The following is a 19,296-nucleotide window of genomic DNA, read 5'->3' on the forward strand; positions in this document are numbered from 1 at the left end:
CCCGAGGAGAGGCCGCCATGACCCAAGCCCTGGAAACCGCCATCGAAGCCGCATGGGAAGGCCGCGCCGACATCACCAGCGCCACCCGGGGCGAGAGCCGCGAGGCGGTCGAGGACACCCTGCGCCAGCTGGACAACGGCACCCTGCGCGTGGCCGAAAAGCGCGGCGCGGACTGGCATGTGAACCAGTGGGCGAAAAAGGCCGTGCTGCTGTCCTTCCGCCTGAACGACATGGAAGAGATGTCGGGCGGGCCGCAGGGGTCGAACTGGTGGGACAAGGTGCCGTCCAAGTTCCACGGCTGGGGCGACAATCAGTGGCGCGAGGCGGGCTTCCGCGCCGTGCCGGGCGCCATCGTCCGCCGCAGCGCCTTCATCGGCAAGGGTGCGGTGCTGATGCCCTCCTTCGTGAACCTGGGCGCCCATGTGGGCGAGGGCACGATGGTCGACACCTGGGCCACCGTGGGCTCCTGCGCGCAGATCGGCCGCAACGTCCACCTGTCGGGCGGCGTCGGCATCGGCGGCGTGCTGGAGCCGCTGCAGGCGGGACCGACGATCATCGAGGACGACTGCTTCATCGGCGCGCGCTCCGAGGTGGTCGAGGGCTGCATCGTCCGCGAGGGCTCGGTCCTGGGAATGGGCGTCTATATCGGCCAGTCCACCAAGATCGTCGACCGCGAGACGGGCGAGGTGACCTATGGCGAGGTTCCGGCCGGTTCTGTCGTCGTCTCGGGCACGCTGCCGTCGAAGAACGGCGTGAACCTGTACTGCGCGGTGATCGTCAAGCGGGTCGACGCGCGGACGCGGTCCAAGACCTCGATCAACGAGCTGCTGCGCGACTGATGACCACGCTCTACATCGATGCGGATGCCTGCCCGGTCAAGGCCGAGGCCGAGCGGGTGGCCGTCCGCATGGGTGTGCCGATGGTGCTGGTCTGCAATGGCGGGCTGCGGATGCCCACGCATCCGCTGGTCCGGCTGCAGATCGTGGCCGCGGGCCCGGACGAGGCCGACAAGTGGATCGCCGACAGCTGCGGTCTCGGCGACTTGGTCGTGACAGGCGACCTGCCGCTGGCCGATCGCTGCATCAAGGCGGGGGCCATGGTGCTGACCCATGCCGGAGAGGTGCTGGATGCCAGGAACATCGGGCCGCGCCTGGCGACCCGCGACCTGATGGCCGACCTGCGGGCGGCGGACCCGTTCCGGCAGGGCGGCGGCGCGGCGTTCGGCAAGGCCGACCGGGCGCGGTTCCTGCAGGCGCTGGACCGGCTGCTGACGGCGGCCAGGCGCACGGGCTGAGGCGAAACCCTGGCGCGCGGCCCGCGTTGGGCGGCGCAGATGCAGGAGCAGGCGATGCCCGACGACCAGATCATCACCAACCTGATCGGCCGCGTGCGCGGGGCGGCGGATGACGACAGGGTCAGCGTCCAGCGTGTCGTCCAGGCCCTGGGCGAGGATTCGCTGCCGCCAAACCTGATGATCCCGGCACTGGCGGTGGTGTCGCCCCTGTCGGGGGTGCCGCTGTTTTCCAGCATCTGCGGGATGCTGATCGCGCTGATCTCGGCGCAGATGCTGATCGGGCGCCACCACGTCTGGCTGCCGGGCTTCCTGATGCGGCGGAAGGTGCCCGGGTCCAAGATGCGGACAGCGCTGGACTGGATGGAACGGCCCGCGCGGTTTCTGGACCGGGTCACGGACAAGCGGCTGACGGCGCTGGTGCGCCGCCCGATGCGCTGGATCGTGCAGGCGGTCTGCCTGTGCTGCGGGCTGGCGATGCCGGTCCTGGAGCTGGTGCCCTTCACCTCGTCGCTGATGGGGATCGTGGTCAGCCTGCTGGCCTTCGGCCTGCTGGCGCGGGACGGGATCTTTGTCCTGCTGGGCTTCCTGGCGATCGGCGGGATTGCAGGCCTGGTCCTGTTCCTGCTGCCCTGAGCCCCGTTCTAGCGGGCGGCCGGGGCATCAAGCCCCGGCCGCCCGCTGCCCCCCTGCCTGCCGGCAAAACAGGCATGGCGCCCCTAGTCGACCGGCTTGATCCGGGCCGCCGTCCCGTCGGCAAAGGCCGCCAGCCGCTCGCGCGCGGCGTCCTGGGTATTGACCATCCCGGCCACGACCGCTTCGGCATAGGCGGCGTCCAGCGCGCTCATGTTCTGCATGTGGCTGATGGCCGAGCAGATGGCGAAGTTCGACAGCGGCGGGTTCTGTGCGGCCGCGCGCGCGATCTGCAGGGCGCGGGCCTCGGCATCCTCCTCCAGATACTGGCACAGGCCGACATCCACCGCCTCCTGTCCGCGATAGAGCCGCCCCGACAGCATCATGTCGATCATCCGCGCCTTGCCGATCAGGTCCGCCACGCGGATCGTCGCGCCGCCGCCGGTGAACAGGCCGCGCTGGCCCTCGGGCAGGCCGAAATAGGTGTCCGGCCCCGCCACCCGGATATGCGCCGCCGCCGCCAGTTCCAGCCCGCCGCCCACGACCGCGCCCTTGAGGACCGCGATCACCGGGACGCCGCCGTATTCCATCTTGTTGAACGCCTCGTGCCAGCGCAGGCAGACCTGCATGAACTCCGCGGCCGAGCGGTTCTGGCGGTGATGTTCCACCAGGTCCAGACCGGCGCTGAAATGCGGCCCGTTCGCCCGCAGGATCGCCACCCGGACCCCGGCCCGGGGCAGGGTGGTGAAGATGTCCACCAGTTCCTCGATGGTGGCCAGATCCAGCGCGTTGCGCTTGTCCGGGCGGTTCAGCGTCACGCTGGCGATGCCGTCGTCGTCGACCTCCAGCAGGATGTTCGACAGCTTCAGGTCCCCGATGTCGCGCATGACGGTCTCCTCCCCTTTTGCACATGACGCAATCGGGATAGCCCGCGCATCGGCCCGGGTCGAGGGTCAGAAGGTCGAGGGTCAGAAGGTTGAGGGTCAGAAGGTCGGGGGCGTGCAGGCGCTGACGGCCTCGACCGGTTCGGGGCCGACGACGCGAAAGCGGTGGGGCAGTTCGCTGGGAAAGGCAAAGGAATCGCCGGGTCCCAGGATCTTGCGCTCGCCGTCGACGGTGATCTCCAGTCGGCCGGACAGGATCACGCCTGCCTCCTCGCCCTTGTGGGACAGGGGAACCTTGCCGGTGTCGGCGCCGGGCTGCCAGGTCTCGCGCAGGACCTGTAGCATGCGCCCGGTGCCGGGCACGCCCACCTGCCGCAGCGCGATGCGGCCGCGGCCCAGGTCCGGCATCTCCTCAGCGGTGAAGAAGAACTTGCGCGGCGCCTGCGGCTCGAAGGCGAAGAACTCGGCCAGGCCGACCGGCAACCCGTCCAGGATGCGCTTCAGCGCCCCGACCGAGGGATTCATGGCATTCGATTCGATTAGCGAGATGGTGGAATTGGGCACCCCCACCCGCCGCGCCAGCGCCCGCTGCGACAGCTTGCGCGCCAGCCGCAGCGCCCGCAGCCTGCCCCCGATGTCGATCTCCATGAGGTCCCCGCTGTTGTGCATGTTCATCATAGACAAACACCCGGTCCCGGGCCACGCTGTTTCAGGGACTTGGCCGCAGCGAAAAACAGAATTGTCAGGCCTGCGACAAGACGCCACCCTGACGCGCGACAGGACCGGCCCTTGCCGTCCGCCGCAAAGGAGAGACCGCGATGAAGGACCTGACCCAGAACAACGAGACGCTCGCCACCCGCCGCCGCGCCGCCATGGCCCGTGGCGTGGGCGTGATGACCGACCATTTCGCCGCCCATGCCGAGAACGCGACCGTCACCGATGTCGAGGGCAACCGCCTGATCGATTTTGCCGCCGGCATCGCGGTGGTGAACACCGGTCACCGCCATCCCCGCGTGATCGAGGCCGTGCGCGCCCAGCTGGACGCCTTCACCCATACCTGCCACCAGGTCCTGCCCTATGAGAACTATGTCCGCCTGGCCGAACGCCTGAACGACAAGGTGCCGGGCGATTTCGCCAAGAAGACGATCTTTGTCACGACCGGCGCCGAAGCCTGCGAGAACGCCGTCAAGATCGCCCGCGCCGCCACCGGCCGCAACGCGGTGATCGCCTTCACCGGCGCCTTTCACGGCCGGACCTTCATGGGCATGACGCTGACCGGCAAGGTCGTGCCCTACAAGAAGGGCTTCGGCGCGATGATGCCCGATGTCTTTCACGCGCCCTTCCCCTGCCCGCTGCACGGGGTGACGACCGACGACAGCTTTGCCGCGCTGGACAAGCTGTTCAAGGCTGACCTGGACCCCGCCCGCGTCGCGGCCATCGTCTTTGAACCCGTGCAGGGTGAGGGCGGCTTTTACCCCGCGCCGACCGATTTCGTGGCCCGCATCCGCGCGCTTTGCGACGCGCATGGCATCGTGATGATCGCGGATGAGGTGCAGACCGGCTTTGCGCGCGCCGGCCGGCTGTTCGCGATGGAGCATCACGGCATCGCCGCCGACCTGACCACGATGGCCAAGGGCCTGGGCGGCGGCTTTCCGATCGCCGCCGTGACCGGCCGGGCCGAGATCATGGACGCGGCCGAACCGGGCGGCCTGGGCGGCACCTATGGCGGCAACCCCCTGGGGATCGCGGCCGGCCTGGCCGTGATGGACGTGATCGAGGACGAGGACCTCTGCGCCCGCGCCGAAACCCTAGGCGCCAAGCTGCGCGACCGCCTGGCGGCCCTGCAGCCGCGCGTGCCCGAGATGGCGGATATCCGCGGCCCCGGCTTCATGGTCGCGGCCGAGTTCATCGGCACCGACGGCACGCCCGACGCCGCGATGACCAACCGCATCCGGCAGGAGGCGCTGGCCCGCGGCCTGCTGCTGCTGACCTGCGGCGTGCATGGCAACGTGATCCGCTTCCTGGCGCCGATCACCATCCCGGACGACCAGTTCGCGCAGGCGCTGGACATCCTGGACGACGCGATCCTGGCGGCGCGGGCCTAGGCCCCGATCAGCAGGATCAGCGCGGGGATGGTCAGGATGCTGGCCGCGGTCGAGATCAGGATTGCGGTCGACACCCGCTGCTGGGCCACGCCGAAATGCTGGGCCAGGATATAGACATTGCCCGCCACGGGCAGGCCCGCCGCCACCACCATGACCCCCGCCGCGACCGGATCGACGCCAAAGCCCCAGGCCGCCAGCCCCACGGCGGCGGGATGCAGGACCAGCTTGGCCCCCGACAGCCAGGCCGAAGGCGCCAGCCGCGCCAGCCGGCGCCCTGCCAGGCTGGCGCCGATGGCGAACAGCGCCCCGGGCGTGGCGGCCGCCCCCAGGATCGTCAGGAACTCGTCCACGGGTTCCGGTAGGGGCAGGGCCAGCCCGCCCCAGGCCAGGCCCGCCACCATGGCCAGGATCATCGGGTTCGACGCCACCCCGCGCAGCACCGGCACCACGGCGGCGGGCCGCAACCCGCCCTGGCGCGCGGCGTGAATGATCAGCGTGATCAGCGTGGAAAAGACCAGCATGTCGATGGTCAGCACCATCAGCACCGGTCCAATGGCCGCGGGCCCCAGCAGCACGACCAGCATCGGCACCCCCAGAAAACCGGTATTGCCGATCATGCAGCATTGCGCCTCCATCGCGGCCTCGGCAATGCCGAGGCCGCGTGCGCGGGCGACGGTGATGCCGATTGCCCAGACCGCGCCCGATCCCAGCAGATAGGCCAGCACAAAGCGCAGGTCGAACAGTGCAGCCATGTCCAGCCCCGCCGCAAAACGGAACAGCATCGCCGACAGCGCGAAATAAAAGACGAATCGCGTCAGCCAGACCGCGCCCTCGGCCGGAAAGAACCGGATGGCGGCGGCGCCCCAGCCCAGCCCGATCAGGGCAAAGAAGGGCAGGGTCTTCAGCAGGATCTCGGTCATCGGCCCCCCAAAGGGGCCCGTCAGCCCGATCCGATCAGCACCCCAACGGCCAGCACCAGACCACCGCCCACCACGACTTGCAAGGTGGCCCGCCAGAACGGCGTCTGCATCCAGCGGTTCTGGATCCAGGCGATGGCCCAGAGCTCGACAAAGACGACCAGGATGGCCAGGGTGGTCGCGGTCCAGAAATCGGGGATCAGGTAGGGCAGGGCATGACCCATGCCCCCCACCGCCGTCATCACCCCCGAGGCCAGCCCCCGCTTGAGCGGCGAGCCGCGCCCCGACACCACCCCGTCATCCGAGGCGGCCTCGGTAAAGCCCATGCTGATGCCCGCGCCGATGCTGGCCGCCAGGCCGACCAGGAAGGTCGTCCAGGGGTCCTGCGTGGCAAATGCCACCGCGAAGATCGGCGCCAGCGTGGACACGCTGCCGTCCATCAGCCCGGCCAGCCCCGGCTGCACCCAGGTCAGCACGAACTCGCGATGGGCGACCGCGTCCTCGTCGGCGCGGGCGGCGGGGTCCAGATGCTCGGTCGCCAGCTCATGGGCCCGGTTCTCGTGGCCGCGCTCGGCGGCGGCCAGGTCGCCCAGCAGCTTGCGGGTGCCGGCATCCTGGCTGTACTGCGCGGCGCGCGCATAGAATTCGGCCGCGTCCCGCTCCATCCCGGCGGCCTCGCCCCGGATCGTCTCCAGCGACAGGTTCTCCATCATCCAGGCGGGGCGGCGGGTCAGGTAGCCGGCGACATGTTCGCGCCGGATGACCGGGATCGCCTCTCCGAACCGGGCCCGAAAGGCCTCCAGCAGCAGGCGGCGGTGGCCATCCTCCTCCAGGCTCATGGCATCGAAGACCGCGGCCGTCGCCGGATAGTCACCGCGCAGCGTCTCGGCCCAGTTGCGATAGATGCGGGCGTCGTCCTCCTCCGAGGCGATGGCCAGCGCCAGGATCTCGCGTTCGGACAGTTCCGACAGGCGCTTTCGTGCAGGCAGAAAGGGCAGGGTCATCTTCGTTGCTCAAATATCCTCGGGGGTGAGGCCGCCTGCGGCCGAGGGGGCAGAAGGCCCCCTGTGCACCGTGAATTCCAGCGCGCCCTCGTCCAGCTCGCGCATGGCCACCATGGCATGCCCGCCCTGCCGGCAGAAATGCGGCACATCGACCGCAGCCATCGGATCAGTCGCGATCAGCCGCACGATTGCACCCGCCGGCAGCTCCAGCAGCACCTTTCGCAACCGCAGCACCGGCAGCGGGCAGAGCAGCCCACGCGCATCCACCCTCCGCTCGATCGTCATGGGACGTCCGCGAATCGGCCCAGGCACCACTCCGCCAAGTCGGCGGGCGCGACCTGCACCGCCAGATCGCCCGCGAAATCCAGGAACGCCTCGCGCTGCTGGCGCGGCACATAGAGGACCACCGGCAGGCCTGCGGCCGCGGCCTCTGCGATCAGACTGCGAAAGCCCCGGCCGATGGCCTCCTGCCGGCCGAACTTGGGCACGACGACGACATCCGCGCCCCGCAGATGCGGCGCCGCCCGCGCCACGGCCTGTTCCAGCGCGCCCGTGTCCAGCCGACACCCCGACGCGCCCGGCCCTAGGGACTGAGAGATGCGGATCGGCGCGCCCTCGTCCCCGATGACGATCATGTCCATGTCGCAGGGGCTGTCCGGCCCGATCTCCAGGTTGCGCTGGACGGCGCCGGCCAGCCGCAGCCCGCGTGCCTGCAGGGCGCGGGCCACATCCTCGACCAGCCGGTCGGCTTGGCCGGGGGCGGCGGTCTCGTCCATGGTGAACCATGCCAGCATGGGGATTCCCTTCCTTCAGACGCCGCTGTCCAGCGCGAATTTCATCAGCCCGTTGATGCCGTCCACGCCCAGCTTCTTCTTCAGCGCGGACGAGGTATTGGCCGCGGTCTTGTAGCTGACGCCAAGCCGGTCCGCGATGGTCTGCAGGCCGTGGCCCTGCCCGATCAGGGTCAGGACCTGCCGCTCCCGGTCCGACAGCGCGCCCAGGGGATCGTCGGCCGCCCCGGCCCGCAGCGTCGCCAGCGCCATCGCCTGCTTGGGCGCCAAGTAGAATTCGCCAGCCTCCAGCCTGCGAACCGCCTCGCGGAAATCGGCGGGCGGCGCGTTCTTGGACAGAAAGCCCTGTGCCCCGGCCTGCAGGGCTCGGGCGGCAAAGCCCGTCTGGTCGTTCATCGAAAAGATCAGGATGCGCCCCGCCGGCGCCGCGGCCTTCAGGGGCGCCACCAGGTCCAGGCCCCCGGTGCCGGGCAGGCTGATGTCCAGGACGATCAGGTCCGGCGCGGGGTCCGTGGCCAGCTGCGCCAGCGCCTCCTCGCCCGACATGGCCTGGCCCACGGGGTCATAGCCTAGGTCGCGCAGCAGGCGGCTGGCGCCCAGGTGGGTGATCGGGTGGTCGTCGATGACCAAGGCGCGTTTCGTCACGTCGTCGTCCTGTTCCTCTCCGCCGCCCGGCGCGGCAGCCGGGCCAGCAGGCGCGTTCCCCCCCCGTCCGACTGCACGGCCAGATCCCCGCCCAGCAGGGTGATGCGTTCGCGCATCCCCGTCAGGCCCGTCCCCTCGCGCCGGTCGGGGGCGATGCCCTGGCCATCATCGGACAGGATCATGCGCCAATGCGCCGGATCGGTCCAGAGCCGGATCGTCACCGACCGCGCCGCCGCATGGCGCAGGGCATTGGTCGTCCCCTCCTGCAGGATGCGGAACAGGGTCAGGGCCGTCGCCTCGTCGGGTTCCGGCAGGCCCGAGGCGATCTCCAGCGCGAACCGGGTGTCGGGAAAGCGGCGGTTCAGGTCGTCGACGTAATCGGCCAGCACCGTGGGCAGGGGCAGCTGGCCCACCGCCATGGGGCGCAGGTCGTTCAGCAGCGCCCGGTTCACGCGGGCGATCTGTTCGGCGATGGCCGCGATCTGGGCGGCGGATTGGGCGGTGGCCGCGTCCGGGGCCGCCTCGCGCAGCGCATCCGCCTCGACCCGAAGGCCAAAGAGACAGGGGCCCATCTCGTCATGCAGGTCGCGGGCGATGGCCATCCGTTCGGCATCGGCGCGGGCGACGATCTGCTGCTGCAGCCGGCGGCGGTCGGCCTGGGCCTGTTCCAGCGTCTCGGCCAGCCGGTCCACGTGCCGGGCCAGCGGCGCCAGTTCGGGCTGGGGCAGGGGGCCGATGCGGGTTTCCAGGTCGCCCCGGATCAGGTCGGACAGGCGCGTGGCGATGGTGCCGACCGGGCGCAGCGCCTGCCGCACCGCCCAGGCAATCAGCAGCGCCTGCAGGATCGCGGTGGCCAGCGCCAGGGTCATCAGGTCGCGCATGTCGCGCCAGGCGCGGGCGATCTCGGCCGCCGGGTCGCCGGTGATCAGGACATAGCCGCGCGGGCGCCCGCCCACGACCACCGGCAGGCGCATCTCCTGCGGATCGGGCGCCACCAGGGCCGCGAACCAGTCCGGCCGGCGCAGGGCCGGGTCCGGGGGGCCGGGCGGCTGGCGCAGCGTCCCGTCCAGCGCGTCCACGACGCCGATGCGGGCATGGTGCGGCTCGGTCAGACGCTCGGGCAGCAGCGCCATGATCCGGTCGGGCGGCACCGCCCCCTGCATCGTGCCGATCGTGGCCAGGACCAGGTCGCGGGCGGTCTGCGCGCCCATGCGGGTCTCGGTCGCGATGTCGCGCCTCAGCCGGTCCAGGCTGCCGGCCGCCAGAACGCCGATCAGCAACAGCTGCATGGCTAGGATCACCAGAAGGATGCGGGTGCGAAGCGTCATGGCGCCAAACTGGCCCCGCGCGCGGGCGGCGGCAATGGGCGACGTGCCTGGCCCTGGGTTCAGGACCCATTTCGCCGCTTTCCTGTCCCGCCGGCCACGGCTAGACAGGGGGAATGAGCGATTATGACGATCTGGCGGCGCGCATCCGCGCCCTTTGCGACGGCGAGACCGACGAGGTCGCGCTGATGGCGACCGTGGCCTGCGAGCTGCATCATTCCGACGACCGGTTCGACTGGACCGGCTTCTATCGCGTGGTGGGCCCCGACCTGCTGAAGATCGGCCCCTATCAGGGCGGTCACGGCTGCCTGGTGATTCCCTTCTCGCGCGGGGTCTGCGGGGCGGCCGCGCGTACGCGCGAGGTCCAGATCGTTCCCGATGTCGAGGTCTTTCCCGGCCATATCGCCTGTTCCAGCAGCACCCGGTCGGAAATCGTGCTGCCCGTGCTGGGCCGGGACGGGCGGCTGATCGGCGTGCTGGACATCGACAGCGACCGGCCCGACGCCTTCGATGCGCGCGACGCCGTGGCCCTGGGCGCGATTCTGGAGGAGGTTTTCGGTGGCACATGAGGTCAAGGGGCACTGCCTGTGCGGTGCCGTGCAGTTCAGCGGAACCTGGGTGGATGATGCCCTGCGCGCCTGCCATTGCGGCCAGTGCCGGCGCTGGTCAGGCCATGTCTGGGCGGCGGCCGGGGTCCGGGACCTGCAGGTGCAGGGTCCGGTGCGCTGGTTCGCCTCCTCCGAGGCGGCGGAGCGCGGTTTCTGCACCGAATGCGGCAGCGCGCTGTTCTGGAAGCGCCGCGACGGGACCGAGGTCGATGTCGCGGCCGGCGCCCTGGACCAGCCGACCGGCCTGACGCTGGAGGCGCATATCTTTGTCGCGGACAAGGGCGACTACTACCCGATCGGGGACGGCCTGCCGCAATGGCCGCAGGAGGCCCCCGAATGATCTGGGACACGTTGGCCAGCATTCCCGCAGGCCAGCTGATGGCCTTTGTCGCGGGCGGGCTGGTCCTGAACTTTGCCCCCGGCCAGGACGTGTTCTTTGCCAGCGCCTGCGGCATCCAGGGCGGGCCGCGCGCCGGGGCCTGGGCGGGGTTCGGCGTGGGCCTGGGCGTGCTGATGCATGTGACCCTGGCGACCGTGGGCCTGGGGGCGCTGGTGGCCGCCCATCCCGAGGCGCTGCGGGCGATCAAATACGCGGGCGCCGCCTATCTGCTGTGGCTGGCCTGGAAAAGCTGGCGGGCAGGCGATGTCGACCCTTCGGCCCGCGGCAGCGTCCGGGTCTGGAACATCATCCGGCGGGGCTTTCTGTCCAACGCGCTGAACCCCAAGCCGGTGCTGTTCCTGCTGGCCTTCCTGCCGCAGTTCACCAACCCGGCCTGGGGTCCCGTCTGGCAGCAGATCCTGGGGCTGGGGCTGATCTTTGCCTTTACCGGGACGCTGGTCACCATGGGCTATGGCATCGTGGGCGGCATGGCGGGGCATGTGATCGGCAAGCGCCTCGGGCTGGTCAACAAGATCGCGGCGGTGATGTTCGCGGGGCTTGCCGTCCGCCTCGTGGCGAAATGACCGAATTCGTCTATGCCCCGCCATCCTATGCGCCGGTGGTCATCCATGCCGATCACGAGGTGCTGGTGGTGGACAAGCCATCGGGCCTGCTGTCGGTGCCCGGGCGCGGCGAGGATCGGGCCGACTGCCTGATCGCGCGGTTGCGCAATGCCTTTCCCACCGTGCTGCTGGTCCACCGGCTGGACCTGGACACATCGGGGGTGATGGTCTTTGGGCTGACCCCGCATGCACAGCGCACGCTGTCGCGCCAGTTCGAGGAGCGGGTGGTGAAAAAGGCCTATGTCGCCCGCGTGGCCGGGAAGTTGGAGCCAAAGACGGGAAGGGTCGATCTGCCGCTGATCGTTGACTGGCCCAACCGCCCCCGCCAGAAGGTCGACCATGTCGAGGGACGCCCGGCCCAGACCGACTGGCGGGTGATCCGCGCCAATGATGACGAGACGCGGGTGCGGTTGATGCCCGTGACCGGCCGCAGCCACCAGCTGCGCGTGCACATGGCCCAGACCGGCCACCCGATCCTGGGCGATCCGCTTTATGCGACAGGGGCTGCGGCGGATTATCCGCGCCTGATGCTGCATGCCGAAAGCCTGCGCTTTCGCCATCCCGACAGCGGCGTGCAGATCGGCTTTTCCGCGCCGGTTCCCTTTTAGGCGCAGCCGCTCTAGGCTTGGGCAGAGGGTCCGCGCATGCGCCGCGCCAGCCAGCGGGCGATCCAGGGAAAGACCGCCAGCACCGCGACGATGGCGATGATGCGCGGCCCCGCAATCTCGGCGATCTGGTCGATCTCGGCCAGTTCAGTGCCGGCGGCGGACAGGATCACCTTGTTGGGCAGGACGCCCAGGGCGCTGATCGCCGCGAACACGCCGATCCGCATGGAACTGAGGCCCGACAGCAGGTTCAGCAGGAAGAAGGGCAGGGCCGGCGCCAGCCGCAGGCTGAGCAGCGCCAGCGCCCCGTCGCGTTCCACCATCCGGTCCAGTTGCGCCACCCTGCGCCCCAGCAGGCGTCGCACCCGGCCGGTCAGCAGGTGGCGCGCGGCCAGAAACGTCAGCAGCGCGGCCGCGATCGTGCCCGACCAAACCAATGCCAGCCCCAGCCAGAAACCGAAGAAGGCCCCGCCCGCCAGCGACATCGCCACGACGACCGGCAGCGGCAGCGCGCCCCCCACCGCCAGCAGCGCCAGGAAGGCCAAGGCCGCCAGCCGGGGGTTGCGGGCGCGCCATCCCTGGCCCTGCTCGATCAGGTCATGCAGCGCGCCCAGATCCGACTGCAGCGCCGGCAGCGAGGGCCAGAGCCACAGCGCCAGGGCGGCCAGCCCCAAGGCAGCCAGCGCCGCCAGGATGATCAGGCGGCGCCGCCGCATGGCTTGGGCTCAGCTGTCGGCTTCAGGATACCACTCGGCCGCCACCACCTGGGTACCAGAGCCGCCTTCGGCCACCAGGCGGGTGAACTCCTCCAGGTCGCTGTCACGGTGGTGATAGGGATAGACGACGTCCGGGGCAAAGGCGGCGACCGCCTCGGAGGCCTGCTCCACGGTCATGGTATAGGGCAGGTTCATCGGCAGGAAGGCCACGTGGATGTCGGTCAGCGCCCGCAGTTCCGGCGTGTCCTCGGTGTCGCCCGCGATCAGGAAGCGCTTGCCGCCCAGGGTCAGGATATAGCCGTTGTCGCGCCCCTCGGGGTGATACTGCAGGCGGTCCTCGGTGATGTTGTAGGCGGGGATCGCCTCGATCTGGATGCCAAGTGCCTCCTGGCTGTCGCCATTGGCCATGACCGTGCTGCGCGACTTCATGGCGTCGGGCAGCATGTCGTGGACGGCTTGGTTGGCGATGATCGGCACCTCGGGCAGGGCGTCCAGCGTGGGCTGGTCGTAATGGTCGCCGTGTTCATGCGTGATCAGGATCAGGTCGGGCGCGGGAAAGTCGGCATAGGCCTCGGCCCCGCCTACCGGATCGACCAAGATCACCCCGGCCGGGGTTTCCAGCACCATGCTGGCATGGCTGACGGGATGGATGACCACTTCGCCGCCCTCGACCGGGTAGCGGTGGTCCTGGGGCGCGTCCTGTGCCTGGGCCAGGGCGGGGATCAGCGCGCTGCCCATCAGGGCGGCGGCCAGCTTCAGTCCGGTGCGGCGGTTCAGTCGCATGGGAAATCCTTGTGCCGAGGGGTGGGTAACAGCACGGAACACGGCGTGCCGCGCGCCGGTTCCCTTTCTTGCGGCCTGCGTTTTCGTGACCTACACCTGCAGGCGACAGGGGTCGCAAGGAGGTGGGGATGACACATCTGTGGGTCAGGGCGGAAAGCCGTCCGAACGAGGATCGCGTGGGCATCACGCCCGCGGGCGTGTCGCGGCTGATCAAGCAGGGCATGACCGTCACGGTCGAGGAAAGCCCGCGCCGGGTCATCCCGACCGAGGCCTATGCCAAGGCCGGCGCCGCCATCGCGCCCGAGGGCAGCTGGCCCACCGCGCCGGACGACGCGATCATCTTCGGCCTGAAGGAGCTGCCCGAGGACGGCACCCCCCTGCGCCACCGTCACATCATGTTCGGCCATGCCTTCAAGGGCCAGCCCGCGGGCAAGGCGCTGCTGCGCCGCTTCAAGGACGGCGGCGGGACGCTTTATGACCTGGAATACCTGACGGATGACGCGGGACGGCGGCTGGCGGCCTTTGGCTATTGGGCGGGCTATGCAGGGGCGGCCGTGTCGCTGGACTGCTGGGTCGCGCAGCAGTCGGGCGGGATCTGCGGGCCGGTCGGCGCCTATCCGGACAAGCATCACCTGCTGGACGCGCTGCGGGCGCATCTGGACGCGACCGGCCGTCCGCGGCCCCGCGCCATCGTGATCGGCGCCAAGGGCCGGGTCGGGTCGGGCGCATGCGACCTGCTTTCCCAGATGGGGGTGTCGGTGACCAAGTGGGACATCGCCGAGACGGCCCATGGCGGACCTTTCCCCGAGGTGCTGATGCACGACATCTTCATCAACGCGATCCTAGCCCAACCCGGCGCGCCGGTCTTTGTCCCTGCCGATGCCACCGGGCCGAACCGGGCGCTGACCGTGATCGGCGACGTGGCCTGCGATCCGACCAGCGACTTTTCCCCGATCAAGGTCTATGACCGCACGACCAGCTGGGACCAGCCGGCGCTGCGGGTGGCCGAGGTGCCGCCGCTGGACGTCGTGGCGATCGACAACCTGCCCTCGATGCTGCCGCGCGAAAGTTCCGAGGATTACGCAGCCCAGCTGCTGCCGGTGCTGGAGGGGCTGGATGCGCCCGAGACCGGCCCCTGGGCGCGGGCGGGCGCGCTGTACCACGACCATGCGAAAGAGGTCTGAGATGAACATCCACTGGGTCGGAACCGGTCTCAGCGCGATCCCGGGCCTGCGCCGCCTGATCGATTCGGGCGCGCCGGTCTTTGTCTGGAACCGCACGGTCGAAAAGGCCCGCGCCGAGGTCGGCGACCTGACCGGCGAGATCCGCGAATATTCCCCCGAGGCGCTGGAAGCTGTCGTCAGCCGGGGCGATGTGGTCGTGTCGATGCTGCCCGCGGACCAGCATGTGCCGCTGGCGCGCATGGCCATCGCCAAGGGGGCGCATTTTGTCAGCTCCAGCTATGTCTCTCCGGAAATGGCGGCGCTGGACGCCGAGGCCCGCGCGGCGGGCGTGGCCCTGGTGAACGAGGTCGGGCTGGACCCGGGCATCGACCACCTGATGGCCCATGACCTGGTGGATGATTACCGGCAGGTCGCGCAGCCGGGCGACGTGGTGCGCTTTACCTCCTATTGCGGCGGTGTGCCGGCAAAGGCCAATTCCTTCCGCTACAAGTTCAGCTGGTCGCCCTTGGGTGTGCTGCGGGCGCTGCGGTCGCCGTCGCGGTCGCTGCGGGGCGGGGCGGTGCGCGACGTGGCCCGGCCCTGGCACGCGATCGAGGCCTATCAGGCGCCGCTGCCCGAACCGGAGACCTTCGAGGTCTATCCCAATCGCGACAGCCTGCCCTTCGTGCGCCAATACGGTTTCGACGAGGCTTGGGACGTTCAGGACTTCGTTCGCGGCACCATCCGCCTGCAGGGCTGGCAGCAGGTCTGGACGCCGGTCTTTTCCGAGATCGAGACGCTGGAGGGGCCGGCCGGCGAGACCCGCCTGCGCGAGATGGCCGACCAGTTCTGGCGCGAGAACAGCTATGCCGAGGGCGAACCGGACCGTGTTGTGCTGTTCGTGGCGCTGCGGGCCGAGCGCGGCGGCCAGGTGATCTGGGACAAGGAATGGGTGCTGGACGCGCAGGGCAATGACCAGGGCAGCGCGATGGCGCAGCTTGTCTCGGTGCCCGTGGCCCTGGCGGTCGAGACCCTGCGGGAGGGGCGCCTGCCCACCGGCGTGCAGGCCGCGCCCCATGATCCCGCGCTGGTCCGCGACTGGCTGGACAAGGTGGCAGGCATCGCCCAGCACATGGACAAGGTCGATCACCTGGCGTGACGGCTTTGCCACCCCCGCCCCTGACGTGTTCGTGACGCGGGGGCGGGGAACGTCGGCGCGGCTTGGGGATTGTGAGGGCACAATCCCTGACCAGACCCGAGAGGACGACACAGATGCCCGCATTGCGCCGCCCGACGACAAGCCTGATCACCCTTGCCGCCACCGGCCTTCTGGCCTCTCTGGCCTCGGCGCAGGATTTCAACGCGACGCCGCCGCATGGCGCGGCCTATGACCAGACCCCCGCCTTCGAGAACCAGACCCGCGCCCCGGCGCTGGAGGGCGACATCGCCCTGACCCGGACGGTGCTGGCCGAGGGGCTGGAGCATCCCTGGGGGCTGGTGCAGCTGCCCGATGGCGACTGGCTGGTGACGGAACGGCCCGGACGGATGCGGATCGTGTCAGCTGAGGGGCAGCTGTCCGACCCGATCGAGGGCCTTCCCGAGGTCGACAACCGCGACCAGGGCGGCCTGCATGACGTGTCGATCGCGGATGATTTCGCCGAAACGCGTCGCGTCTGGTGGACCTATGCCGAGCCGCGCGGCGACGGCAAGAACGGCACCGCCGTGGCCACCGGCATCCTGTCCGAGGACCGGACCCGGCTGGAGGATGTCCAGCGCATCTGGCAGCAGCAGCCGGCCTGGGCCTCCACCAAGCATTTCGGCGCGCGCATCGTGCATGACGGCGAGGGCCATATCTTCGTGGGGCTGGGAGAGCGTTCCGACCCCGAGCCGCGGCAGTATGCGCAGGACCCGCAGGCGACCTTGGGCAAGATCATCCGCATCGACGCGGTGGACGGCACCCCGGCAGGGGCCGGGATCGAAGGCGCGCTGCCCGAGATCTGGTCCATGGGCCATCGCAACATCCAGGGGGCCGCGATGGGTCCCGACGGACAGCTGTGGATGAATGAACACGGCCCCAAGGGCGGCGACGAGCTGAACCTGATCGAGGCCGGCGGAAATTATGGCTGGCCGGAGGTGACCTATGGCGTCGACTACAGCGGCGACGAGATGGGCGTGACCCAGAAGGAGGGCACCGTTCAGCCGGTATATTACTGGGACCCTTCGCCCGCCCTCAGCGGCATGGTCTTCTATGACGGCGACATGTTCCCCGACTGGCAGGGACAGGCCCTGCTGGGCGGGCTGCAGTCCCAGGATGTGATCCGCCTGAAGATTGCAGATGAAAAGGTCACCGGCGAGGACCGTCACCTGCAAGGCATCGGCCGCGTCCGCGACCTGGAGGTCGCGCAGGACGGCGCCCTGGTCCTGATCACCGATCACGAGAACGGCCAGATGGTCCGCATCACCCCGGAAGGGTAGGCGCGGCCCCGGCCCAGACTGTTGTGTCAAGAGTAGTCGGGGCGGCCTTCGGGCTGCCCCATTTTTTTGTCCTCAGACCTGCCGCTGCAGGTCGTTCTCAATCTCGCCCGGAGAGATGCCCAGGGCCTCCAGCCCGGCCTCCAGCAGATCGGCCAACCGGGGTTCCCCCATCAGGTAATCCTCGGTCGGGATGCTGCGTTCGACGCGCGCGGTGTCGATCGCCTCGGACAGTTCCTCGGGCTCAAAGCTGTCGCGGCCGATCCACATCACCGCCACCAGGCTGGCCTGTTCGTCCTCGTTCAGGTTGGCGATGAAGTCGTGCAGCTCGGTGCGGGTGCCATGTTGTCGGCCGCTGCCCTGGTGCGCCCAGGCATTGACGCCGCTGTCATAGTCGCGGGCACGGATGATGATATGGGCAATCTTGTCGGCGGCGATCTGCAGCATCGGTCCTTCCCCCGTTGGAACCTGCACGCCAAGCATCGCGCTGCCCGGGGCCCTGCGTCAAGCGGCGGCTGTCAGCCCTGCCTGCCGAACAGGCGCTCGATATCCGAAAGCCGCAGCTTGACCCAGGTCGGCCGCCCGTGGTTGCACTGGCCGGACCGGGGGGTGCGCTCCATCTCGCGCAGCAGGGCGTTCATCTCCTCAGCGGTCATGCGCCGCCCCGACCGGACCGAGCCGTGGCAGGCCATCGACGACAGGACCGCATCCAGCCGCGCCCGCAGCCGGTCCGAACTGCCCTGATCGGCCAGGTCGTCCAGGATGTCGCGGATCAGCGCGGCCGCGTTCAGGCGGGTCAGCATGGCCGGCGCCTCGCGCACCGCCACCGCCCCGCCGCCAAAGGGCTCGATCACCAGACCCAGCCGGGCCAGATCCTCCGCGACGGACAGGATGCGGTCGGCATCGGCCTGCGGCAGCTCGACGATCTCGGGGATCAGCAGGACCTGGGAGGCGATACCCTTGGCCTCGGCCTGCGCCTTCAGGCGTTCATAGACCAGCCGTTCATGGGCGGCATGCTGATCGACGATCACCAGCCCGTCGGGTGTCTGCGCGATGATATAGTTCTCGTGGATCTGGGCACGGGCGGCGCCCAGGGGCGCCTCCTCGGGCGCGCTGTCCTCGACGGCATCATAGCGGGCCGAGGGTGCCTCGGCGAAACCGGCTGTCGGGGCCTGCAGGTCCAGCGCGGCGCGGATGGCCGGACCCGAGGGCGTCTCGGGCCGCCAGGCCGGGGCGGCCGGTGCCGGCGGTCCGGGCCGGAGCGCCTCCAGCGTCGCCTGGCCCAGGGTCTGCGAGGCGCGATGCCCCGCATGCGCCATCGCGTGGCGCAGCGCGCTGACCAGCAGGCCCCGCGCCGCCTGCGGATCGCGAAAGCGGACCTCGGCCTTGGCCGGGTGCACGTTCACGTCGACCAGCTGCGGATCGCAGTTCAGGAACAGCACCACCGCCGGATAGCGGTTGGCCGCCATCACATCCATATAGCCCGCCCGCAGCGCCCCGGTCAGCAGCTTGTCACGTACGGGCCGGCCGTTGACGTAAAGATGCTGGGCGACCGCCGCCCCGCGCGAATAGGTCGGCAGCGCCGCAAAGCCGGTCAGCGCCAGGCTGTCGCGTTCGGCATCGATGGGCAGGGCGTTGTCGACGAACTCGCTCCCCATGATGCGGGTCAGGCGGGTGGTCAGCGCCCCGAACAGCTCTCCCTGCTCGGCATCGGCGCGAAAGACCTCGCGCCCGTCGGCGGACAGGCAGAAGCCGACATAGGGTTCGGCCATGGCCAGGCGGCGGACCACCTCGGCCACGGCCTGGGTCTCGGCCCGTTCCGTGCGCAGGAACTTCAGCCGGGCGGGCGTGGCAAAGAACAGGTCGCGCAATTCCACGACCGTGCCGCGATTGGCGGCGGCCGGGCGCGGCGGGGTCAGGCGGCCGCCCGTGACGGCAATGACCGCGCCTTCGCCCCCCTGCACCCGCGAGGTGATCGTCAGGCGCCCGACCGCGCCAAGCGAGGGCAGCGCCTCGCCGCGAAAGCCGAAGCTGGTGATCGCCAGCAGGTCCGAACCGTCGATCTTGCTGGTGGCATGGCGCGACAGGGCCAGGGGCAGGTCCTCGGGGGTCATGCCGCAGCCGTCGTCACTGACGCGGATCAGGCGCTTGCCGCCTTCCTCGATGCAGATCTCGATCCGGGTGGCGCCCGCGTCCAGCGCGTTCTCGACCAGTTCCTTGACCGCCGATGCCGGGCGTTCCACGACCTCCCCGGCCGCGATGCGATTCGCGGTGGCCTCATCCAGCTGCCGGATGACCGGCCGTATGTTGGGGGCGTGGCTGTTCATGGCCCCAAATCTAGCAGGCCCACGC

23 protein-coding genes are annotated in these 19,296 nt (G+C 69.9%); 11 read left to right on the top strand and 12 right to left on the bottom strand.

Annotation, left to right across the window (positions count from 1 at the left end):
- The first annotated feature begins 17 nt into the window (after positions 1-17).
- Genes dapD through ACNR9W_RS01330 form a run of 3 tightly spaced genes read left to right on the top strand, consistent with a single transcriptional unit; the run spans position 18 to position 1,927 of the window.
- Positions 18-839, top strand: a complete 822-nt coding sequence (dapD, locus tag ACNR9W_RS01320) for a 2,3,4,5-tetrahydropyridine-2,6-dicarboxylate N-succinyltransferase (protein ID WP_419268773.1) — start codon at positions 18-20, stop codon at positions 837-839.
- Complete coding sequence (locus tag ACNR9W_RS01325) at positions 839-1,294, top strand: YaiI/YqxD family protein (protein WP_419268775.1); 456 nt, start codon at positions 839-841, stop codon at positions 1,292-1,294. Before dapD ends, ACNR9W_RS01325 begins: the two co-directional genes overlap by 1 nt.
- 54 nt (positions 1,295-1,348) lie before the next feature.
- A complete protein-coding gene (locus ACNR9W_RS01330) occupies positions 1,349-1,927 on the top strand; it encodes an exopolysaccharide biosynthesis protein (protein WP_419268776.1) in 579 nt (192 codons plus the stop codon).
- An 83-nt stretch (positions 1,928-2,010) separates the two neighbouring features.
- On the opposite strand, the gene ACNR9W_RS01335 is transcribed toward ACNR9W_RS01330, so the two are convergent.
- The gene (locus tag ACNR9W_RS01335; RefSeq protein WP_419268777.1) at positions 2,011-2,811 is read right to left on the bottom strand and encodes a crotonase/enoyl-CoA hydratase family protein; all 801 of its coding nucleotides are present in this window, start codon (positions 2,809-2,811) and stop codon (positions 2,011-2,013) included.
- A 96-nt stretch (positions 2,812-2,907) separates the two neighbouring features.
- Positions 2,908-3,456, bottom strand: a complete 549-nt coding sequence (locus ACNR9W_RS01340; protein ID WP_111301644.1) for a cupin domain-containing protein — start codon at positions 3,454-3,456, stop codon at positions 2,908-2,910.
- 170 nt (positions 3,457-3,626) lie between these two features.
- On the opposite strand from ACNR9W_RS01340, the gene ACNR9W_RS01345 reads away from it, so the two are divergent.
- On the top strand, positions 3,627-4,913 hold the full coding sequence (locus tag ACNR9W_RS01345; protein ID WP_419268778.1) for a 4-aminobutyrate--2-oxoglutarate transaminase: 1,287 nt from the start codon (positions 3,627-3,629) through the stop codon (positions 4,911-4,913).
- Here ACNR9W_RS01345 and ACNR9W_RS01350 read toward each other — a convergent pair.
- From ACNR9W_RS01350 to ACNR9W_RS01375, 6 genes are read right to left on the bottom strand one after another with little or no spacing between them, the layout of a single operon-like run.
- Positions 4,910-5,833 carry an AEC family transporter gene (locus ACNR9W_RS01350; protein WP_419268779.1) on the bottom strand — a complete coding sequence of 308 codons (924 nt, stop codon included), beginning with the start codon at positions 5,831-5,833 and terminating at the stop codon, positions 4,910-4,912. The genes ACNR9W_RS01345 and ACNR9W_RS01350 overlap by 4 nt on opposite strands.
- A gap of 20 nt (positions 5,834-5,853) precedes the next feature.
- Positions 5,854-6,834 carry an iron exporter MbfA gene (gene mbfA / locus ACNR9W_RS01355; protein ID WP_419268780.1) on the bottom strand — a complete coding sequence of 327 codons (981 nt, stop codon included), beginning with the start codon at positions 6,832-6,834 and terminating at the stop codon, positions 5,854-5,856.
- Positions 6,835-6,843: 9 nt separating this feature from the next.
- Entirely contained in the window at positions 6,844-7,119 is a 276-nt protein-coding gene (locus tag ACNR9W_RS01360; protein WP_419268781.1) for a sulfurtransferase TusA family protein, read from the bottom strand.
- Positions 7,116-7,628, bottom strand: coding sequence for a DUF2478 domain-containing protein (locus ACNR9W_RS01365; RefSeq protein WP_419268782.1), 513 nt, complete (start codon positions 7,626-7,628; stop codon positions 7,116-7,118). Before ACNR9W_RS01365 ends, ACNR9W_RS01360 begins: the two co-directional genes overlap by 4 nt.
- Before the next feature lie 15 nt (positions 7,629-7,643).
- Entirely contained in the window at positions 7,644-8,270 is a 627-nt protein-coding gene (locus ACNR9W_RS01370; protein WP_419268783.1) for a response regulator, read from the bottom strand.
- Entirely contained in the window at positions 8,267-9,598 is a 1,332-nt protein-coding gene (locus tag ACNR9W_RS01375) for a sensor histidine kinase (protein WP_419268784.1), read from the bottom strand. Before ACNR9W_RS01375 ends, ACNR9W_RS01370 begins: the two co-directional genes overlap by 4 nt.
- 113 nt (positions 9,599-9,711) lie before the next feature.
- Between ACNR9W_RS01375 and ACNR9W_RS01380 the strand changes: the two genes are divergently transcribed.
- Genes ACNR9W_RS01380 through ACNR9W_RS01395 form a run of 4 tightly spaced genes read left to right on the top strand, consistent with a single transcriptional unit; the run spans position 9,712 to position 11,813 of the window.
- A complete protein-coding gene (locus ACNR9W_RS01380; RefSeq protein ID WP_419268786.1) occupies positions 9,712-10,164 on the top strand; it encodes a GAF domain-containing protein in 453 nt (150 codons plus the stop codon).
- Positions 10,106-10,543, top strand: coding sequence for a GFA family protein (locus ACNR9W_RS01385; RefSeq protein WP_419268787.1), 438 nt, complete (start codon positions 10,106-10,108; stop codon positions 10,541-10,543). Before ACNR9W_RS01380 ends, ACNR9W_RS01385 begins: the two co-directional genes overlap by 59 nt.
- The gene (locus ACNR9W_RS01390) at positions 10,540-11,166 is read left to right on the top strand and encodes a LysE family translocator (RefSeq protein ID WP_419268788.1); all 627 of its coding nucleotides are present in this window, start codon (positions 10,540-10,542) and stop codon (positions 11,164-11,166) included. Before ACNR9W_RS01385 ends, ACNR9W_RS01390 begins: the two co-directional genes overlap by 4 nt.
- On the top strand, positions 11,163-11,813 hold the full coding sequence (locus ACNR9W_RS01395; RefSeq protein ID WP_419268789.1) for an RluA family pseudouridine synthase: 651 nt from the start codon (positions 11,163-11,165) through the stop codon (positions 11,811-11,813). Before ACNR9W_RS01390 ends, ACNR9W_RS01395 begins: the two co-directional genes overlap by 4 nt.
- An 11-nt stretch (positions 11,814-11,824) precedes the next feature.
- On the opposite strand, the gene ACNR9W_RS01400 is transcribed toward ACNR9W_RS01395, so the two are convergent.
- Together ACNR9W_RS01400 and ACNR9W_RS01405 are read right to left on the bottom strand one after the other, a co-directional pair.
- Positions 11,825-12,526, bottom strand: a complete 702-nt coding sequence (locus ACNR9W_RS01400) for a VTT domain-containing protein (RefSeq protein ID WP_419268790.1) — start codon at positions 12,524-12,526, stop codon at positions 11,825-11,827.
- A 9-nt stretch (positions 12,527-12,535) separates the two neighbouring features.
- Positions 12,536-13,309, bottom strand: coding sequence for an MBL fold metallo-hydrolase (locus tag ACNR9W_RS01405; RefSeq protein ID WP_419268792.1), 774 nt, complete (start codon positions 13,307-13,309; stop codon positions 12,536-12,538).
- A 128-nt stretch (positions 13,310-13,437) separates the two neighbouring features.
- Here ACNR9W_RS01405 and ACNR9W_RS01410 point away from each other — a divergent pair, with 128 nt between their 5' ends.
- The 3 genes from ACNR9W_RS01410 (at position 13,438) to ACNR9W_RS01420 (ending at position 16,947) form a co-directional block, all read left to right on the top strand.
- Positions 13,438-14,493, top strand: a complete 1,056-nt coding sequence (locus ACNR9W_RS01410) for a saccharopine dehydrogenase (protein WP_419268793.1) — start codon at positions 13,438-13,440, stop codon at positions 14,491-14,493.
- Position 14,494: 1 nt separating this feature from the next.
- Positions 14,495-15,631, top strand: a complete 1,137-nt coding sequence (locus ACNR9W_RS01415) for a saccharopine dehydrogenase C-terminal domain-containing protein (protein ID WP_419268794.1) — start codon at positions 14,495-14,497, stop codon at positions 15,629-15,631.
- Positions 15,632-15,744: 113 nt separating this feature from the next.
- Entirely contained in the window at positions 15,745-16,947 is a 1,203-nt protein-coding gene (locus ACNR9W_RS01420; RefSeq protein WP_419268795.1) for a PQQ-dependent sugar dehydrogenase, read from the top strand.
- Between the two features lie 72 nt (positions 16,948-17,019).
- Here ACNR9W_RS01420 and ACNR9W_RS01425 read toward each other — a convergent pair whose 3' ends face one another.
- Entirely contained in the window at positions 17,020-17,391 is a 372-nt protein-coding gene (locus tag ACNR9W_RS01425) for a DUF3775 domain-containing protein (protein WP_419268796.1), read from the bottom strand.
- 71 nt (positions 17,392-17,462) lie between these two features.
- Positions 17,463-19,271, bottom strand: a complete 1,809-nt coding sequence (gene mutL / locus ACNR9W_RS01430) for a DNA mismatch repair endonuclease MutL (protein ID WP_419268797.1) — start codon at positions 19,269-19,271, stop codon at positions 17,463-17,465.
- Between the last annotated feature and the right edge of the window lie 25 nt (positions 19,272-19,296).

This window comes from Paracoccus sp. T5, assembly GCF_048538155.2.
GTDB lineage: Bacteria > Pseudomonadota > Alphaproteobacteria > Rhodobacterales > Rhodobacteraceae > Paracoccus.

Excerpts from the sequence above, each read along its gene's own strand:
- ACNR9W_RS01380 (WP_419268786.1), top strand. The coding sequence starts at position 9,712 with ATGAGCGATTATGACGATCTGGCGGCGCGCATCCGCGCCCTTTGCGAC.
- ACNR9W_RS01425 (WP_419268796.1), bottom strand. The coding sequence starts at position 17,391 with ATGCTGCAGATCGCCGCCGACAAGATTGCCCATATCATCATCCGTGCC.
- mutL (WP_419268797.1), bottom strand. The coding sequence starts at position 19,271 with ATGAACAGCCACGCCCCCAACATACGGCCGGTCATCCGGCAGCTGGAT.
- ACNR9W_RS01365 (WP_419268782.1), bottom strand. The coding sequence starts at position 7,628 with ATGCTGGCATGGTTCACCATGGACGAGACCGCCGCCCCCGGCCAAGCC.
- ACNR9W_RS01335 (WP_419268777.1), bottom strand. The coding sequence starts at position 2,811 with ATGCGCGACATCGGGGACCTGAAGCTGTCGAACATCCTGCTGGAGGTC.
- ACNR9W_RS01415 (WP_419268794.1), top strand. The coding sequence starts at position 14,495 with ATGAACATCCACTGGGTCGGAACCGGTCTCAGCGCGATCCCGGGCCTG.
- ACNR9W_RS01330 (WP_419268776.1), top strand. The coding sequence starts at position 1,349 with ATGCCCGACGACCAGATCATCACCAACCTGATCGGCCGCGTGCGCGGG.
- ACNR9W_RS01420 (WP_419268795.1), top strand. The coding sequence starts at position 15,745 with ATGCCCGCATTGCGCCGCCCGACGACAAGCCTGATCACCCTTGCCGCC.
- ACNR9W_RS01375 (WP_419268784.1), bottom strand. The coding sequence starts at position 9,598 with ATGACGCTTCGCACCCGCATCCTTCTGGTGATCCTAGCCATGCAGCTG.
- mbfA (WP_419268780.1), bottom strand. The coding sequence starts at position 6,834 with ATGACCCTGCCCTTTCTGCCTGCACGAAAGCGCCTGTCGGAACTGTCC.
- ACNR9W_RS01340 (WP_111301644.1), bottom strand. The coding sequence starts at position 3,456 with ATGGAGATCGACATCGGGGGCAGGCTGCGGGCGCTGCGGCTGGCGCGC.
- ACNR9W_RS01390 (WP_419268788.1), top strand. The coding sequence starts at position 10,540 with ATGATCTGGGACACGTTGGCCAGCATTCCCGCAGGCCAGCTGATGGCC.
- ACNR9W_RS01405 (WP_419268792.1), bottom strand. The coding sequence starts at position 13,309 with ATGCGACTGAACCGCCGCACCGGACTGAAGCTGGCCGCCGCCCTGATG.
- ACNR9W_RS01400 (WP_419268790.1), bottom strand. The coding sequence starts at position 12,526 with ATGCGGCGGCGCCGCCTGATCATCCTGGCGGCGCTGGCTGCCTTGGGG.
- dapD (WP_419268773.1), top strand. The coding sequence starts at position 18 with ATGACCCAAGCCCTGGAAACCGCCATCGAAGCCGCATGGGAAGGCCGC.
- ACNR9W_RS01410 (WP_419268793.1), top strand. The coding sequence starts at position 13,438 with ATGACACATCTGTGGGTCAGGGCGGAAAGCCGTCCGAACGAGGATCGC.
- ACNR9W_RS01345 (WP_419268778.1), top strand. The coding sequence starts at position 3,627 with ATGAAGGACCTGACCCAGAACAACGAGACGCTCGCCACCCGCCGCCGC.
- ACNR9W_RS01350 (WP_419268779.1), bottom strand. The coding sequence starts at position 5,833 with ATGACCGAGATCCTGCTGAAGACCCTGCCCTTCTTTGCCCTGATCGGG.
- ACNR9W_RS01325 (WP_419268775.1), top strand. The coding sequence starts at position 839 with ATGACCACGCTCTACATCGATGCGGATGCCTGCCCGGTCAAGGCCGAG.
- ACNR9W_RS01360 (WP_419268781.1), bottom strand. The coding sequence starts at position 7,119 with ATGACGATCGAGCGGAGGGTGGATGCGCGTGGGCTGCTCTGCCCGCTG.
- ACNR9W_RS01395 (WP_419268789.1), top strand. The coding sequence starts at position 11,163 with ATGACCGAATTCGTCTATGCCCCGCCATCCTATGCGCCGGTGGTCATC.
- ACNR9W_RS01385 (WP_419268787.1), top strand. The coding sequence starts at position 10,106 with ATGCGCGCGACGCCGTGGCCCTGGGCGCGATTCTGGAGGAGGTTTTCG.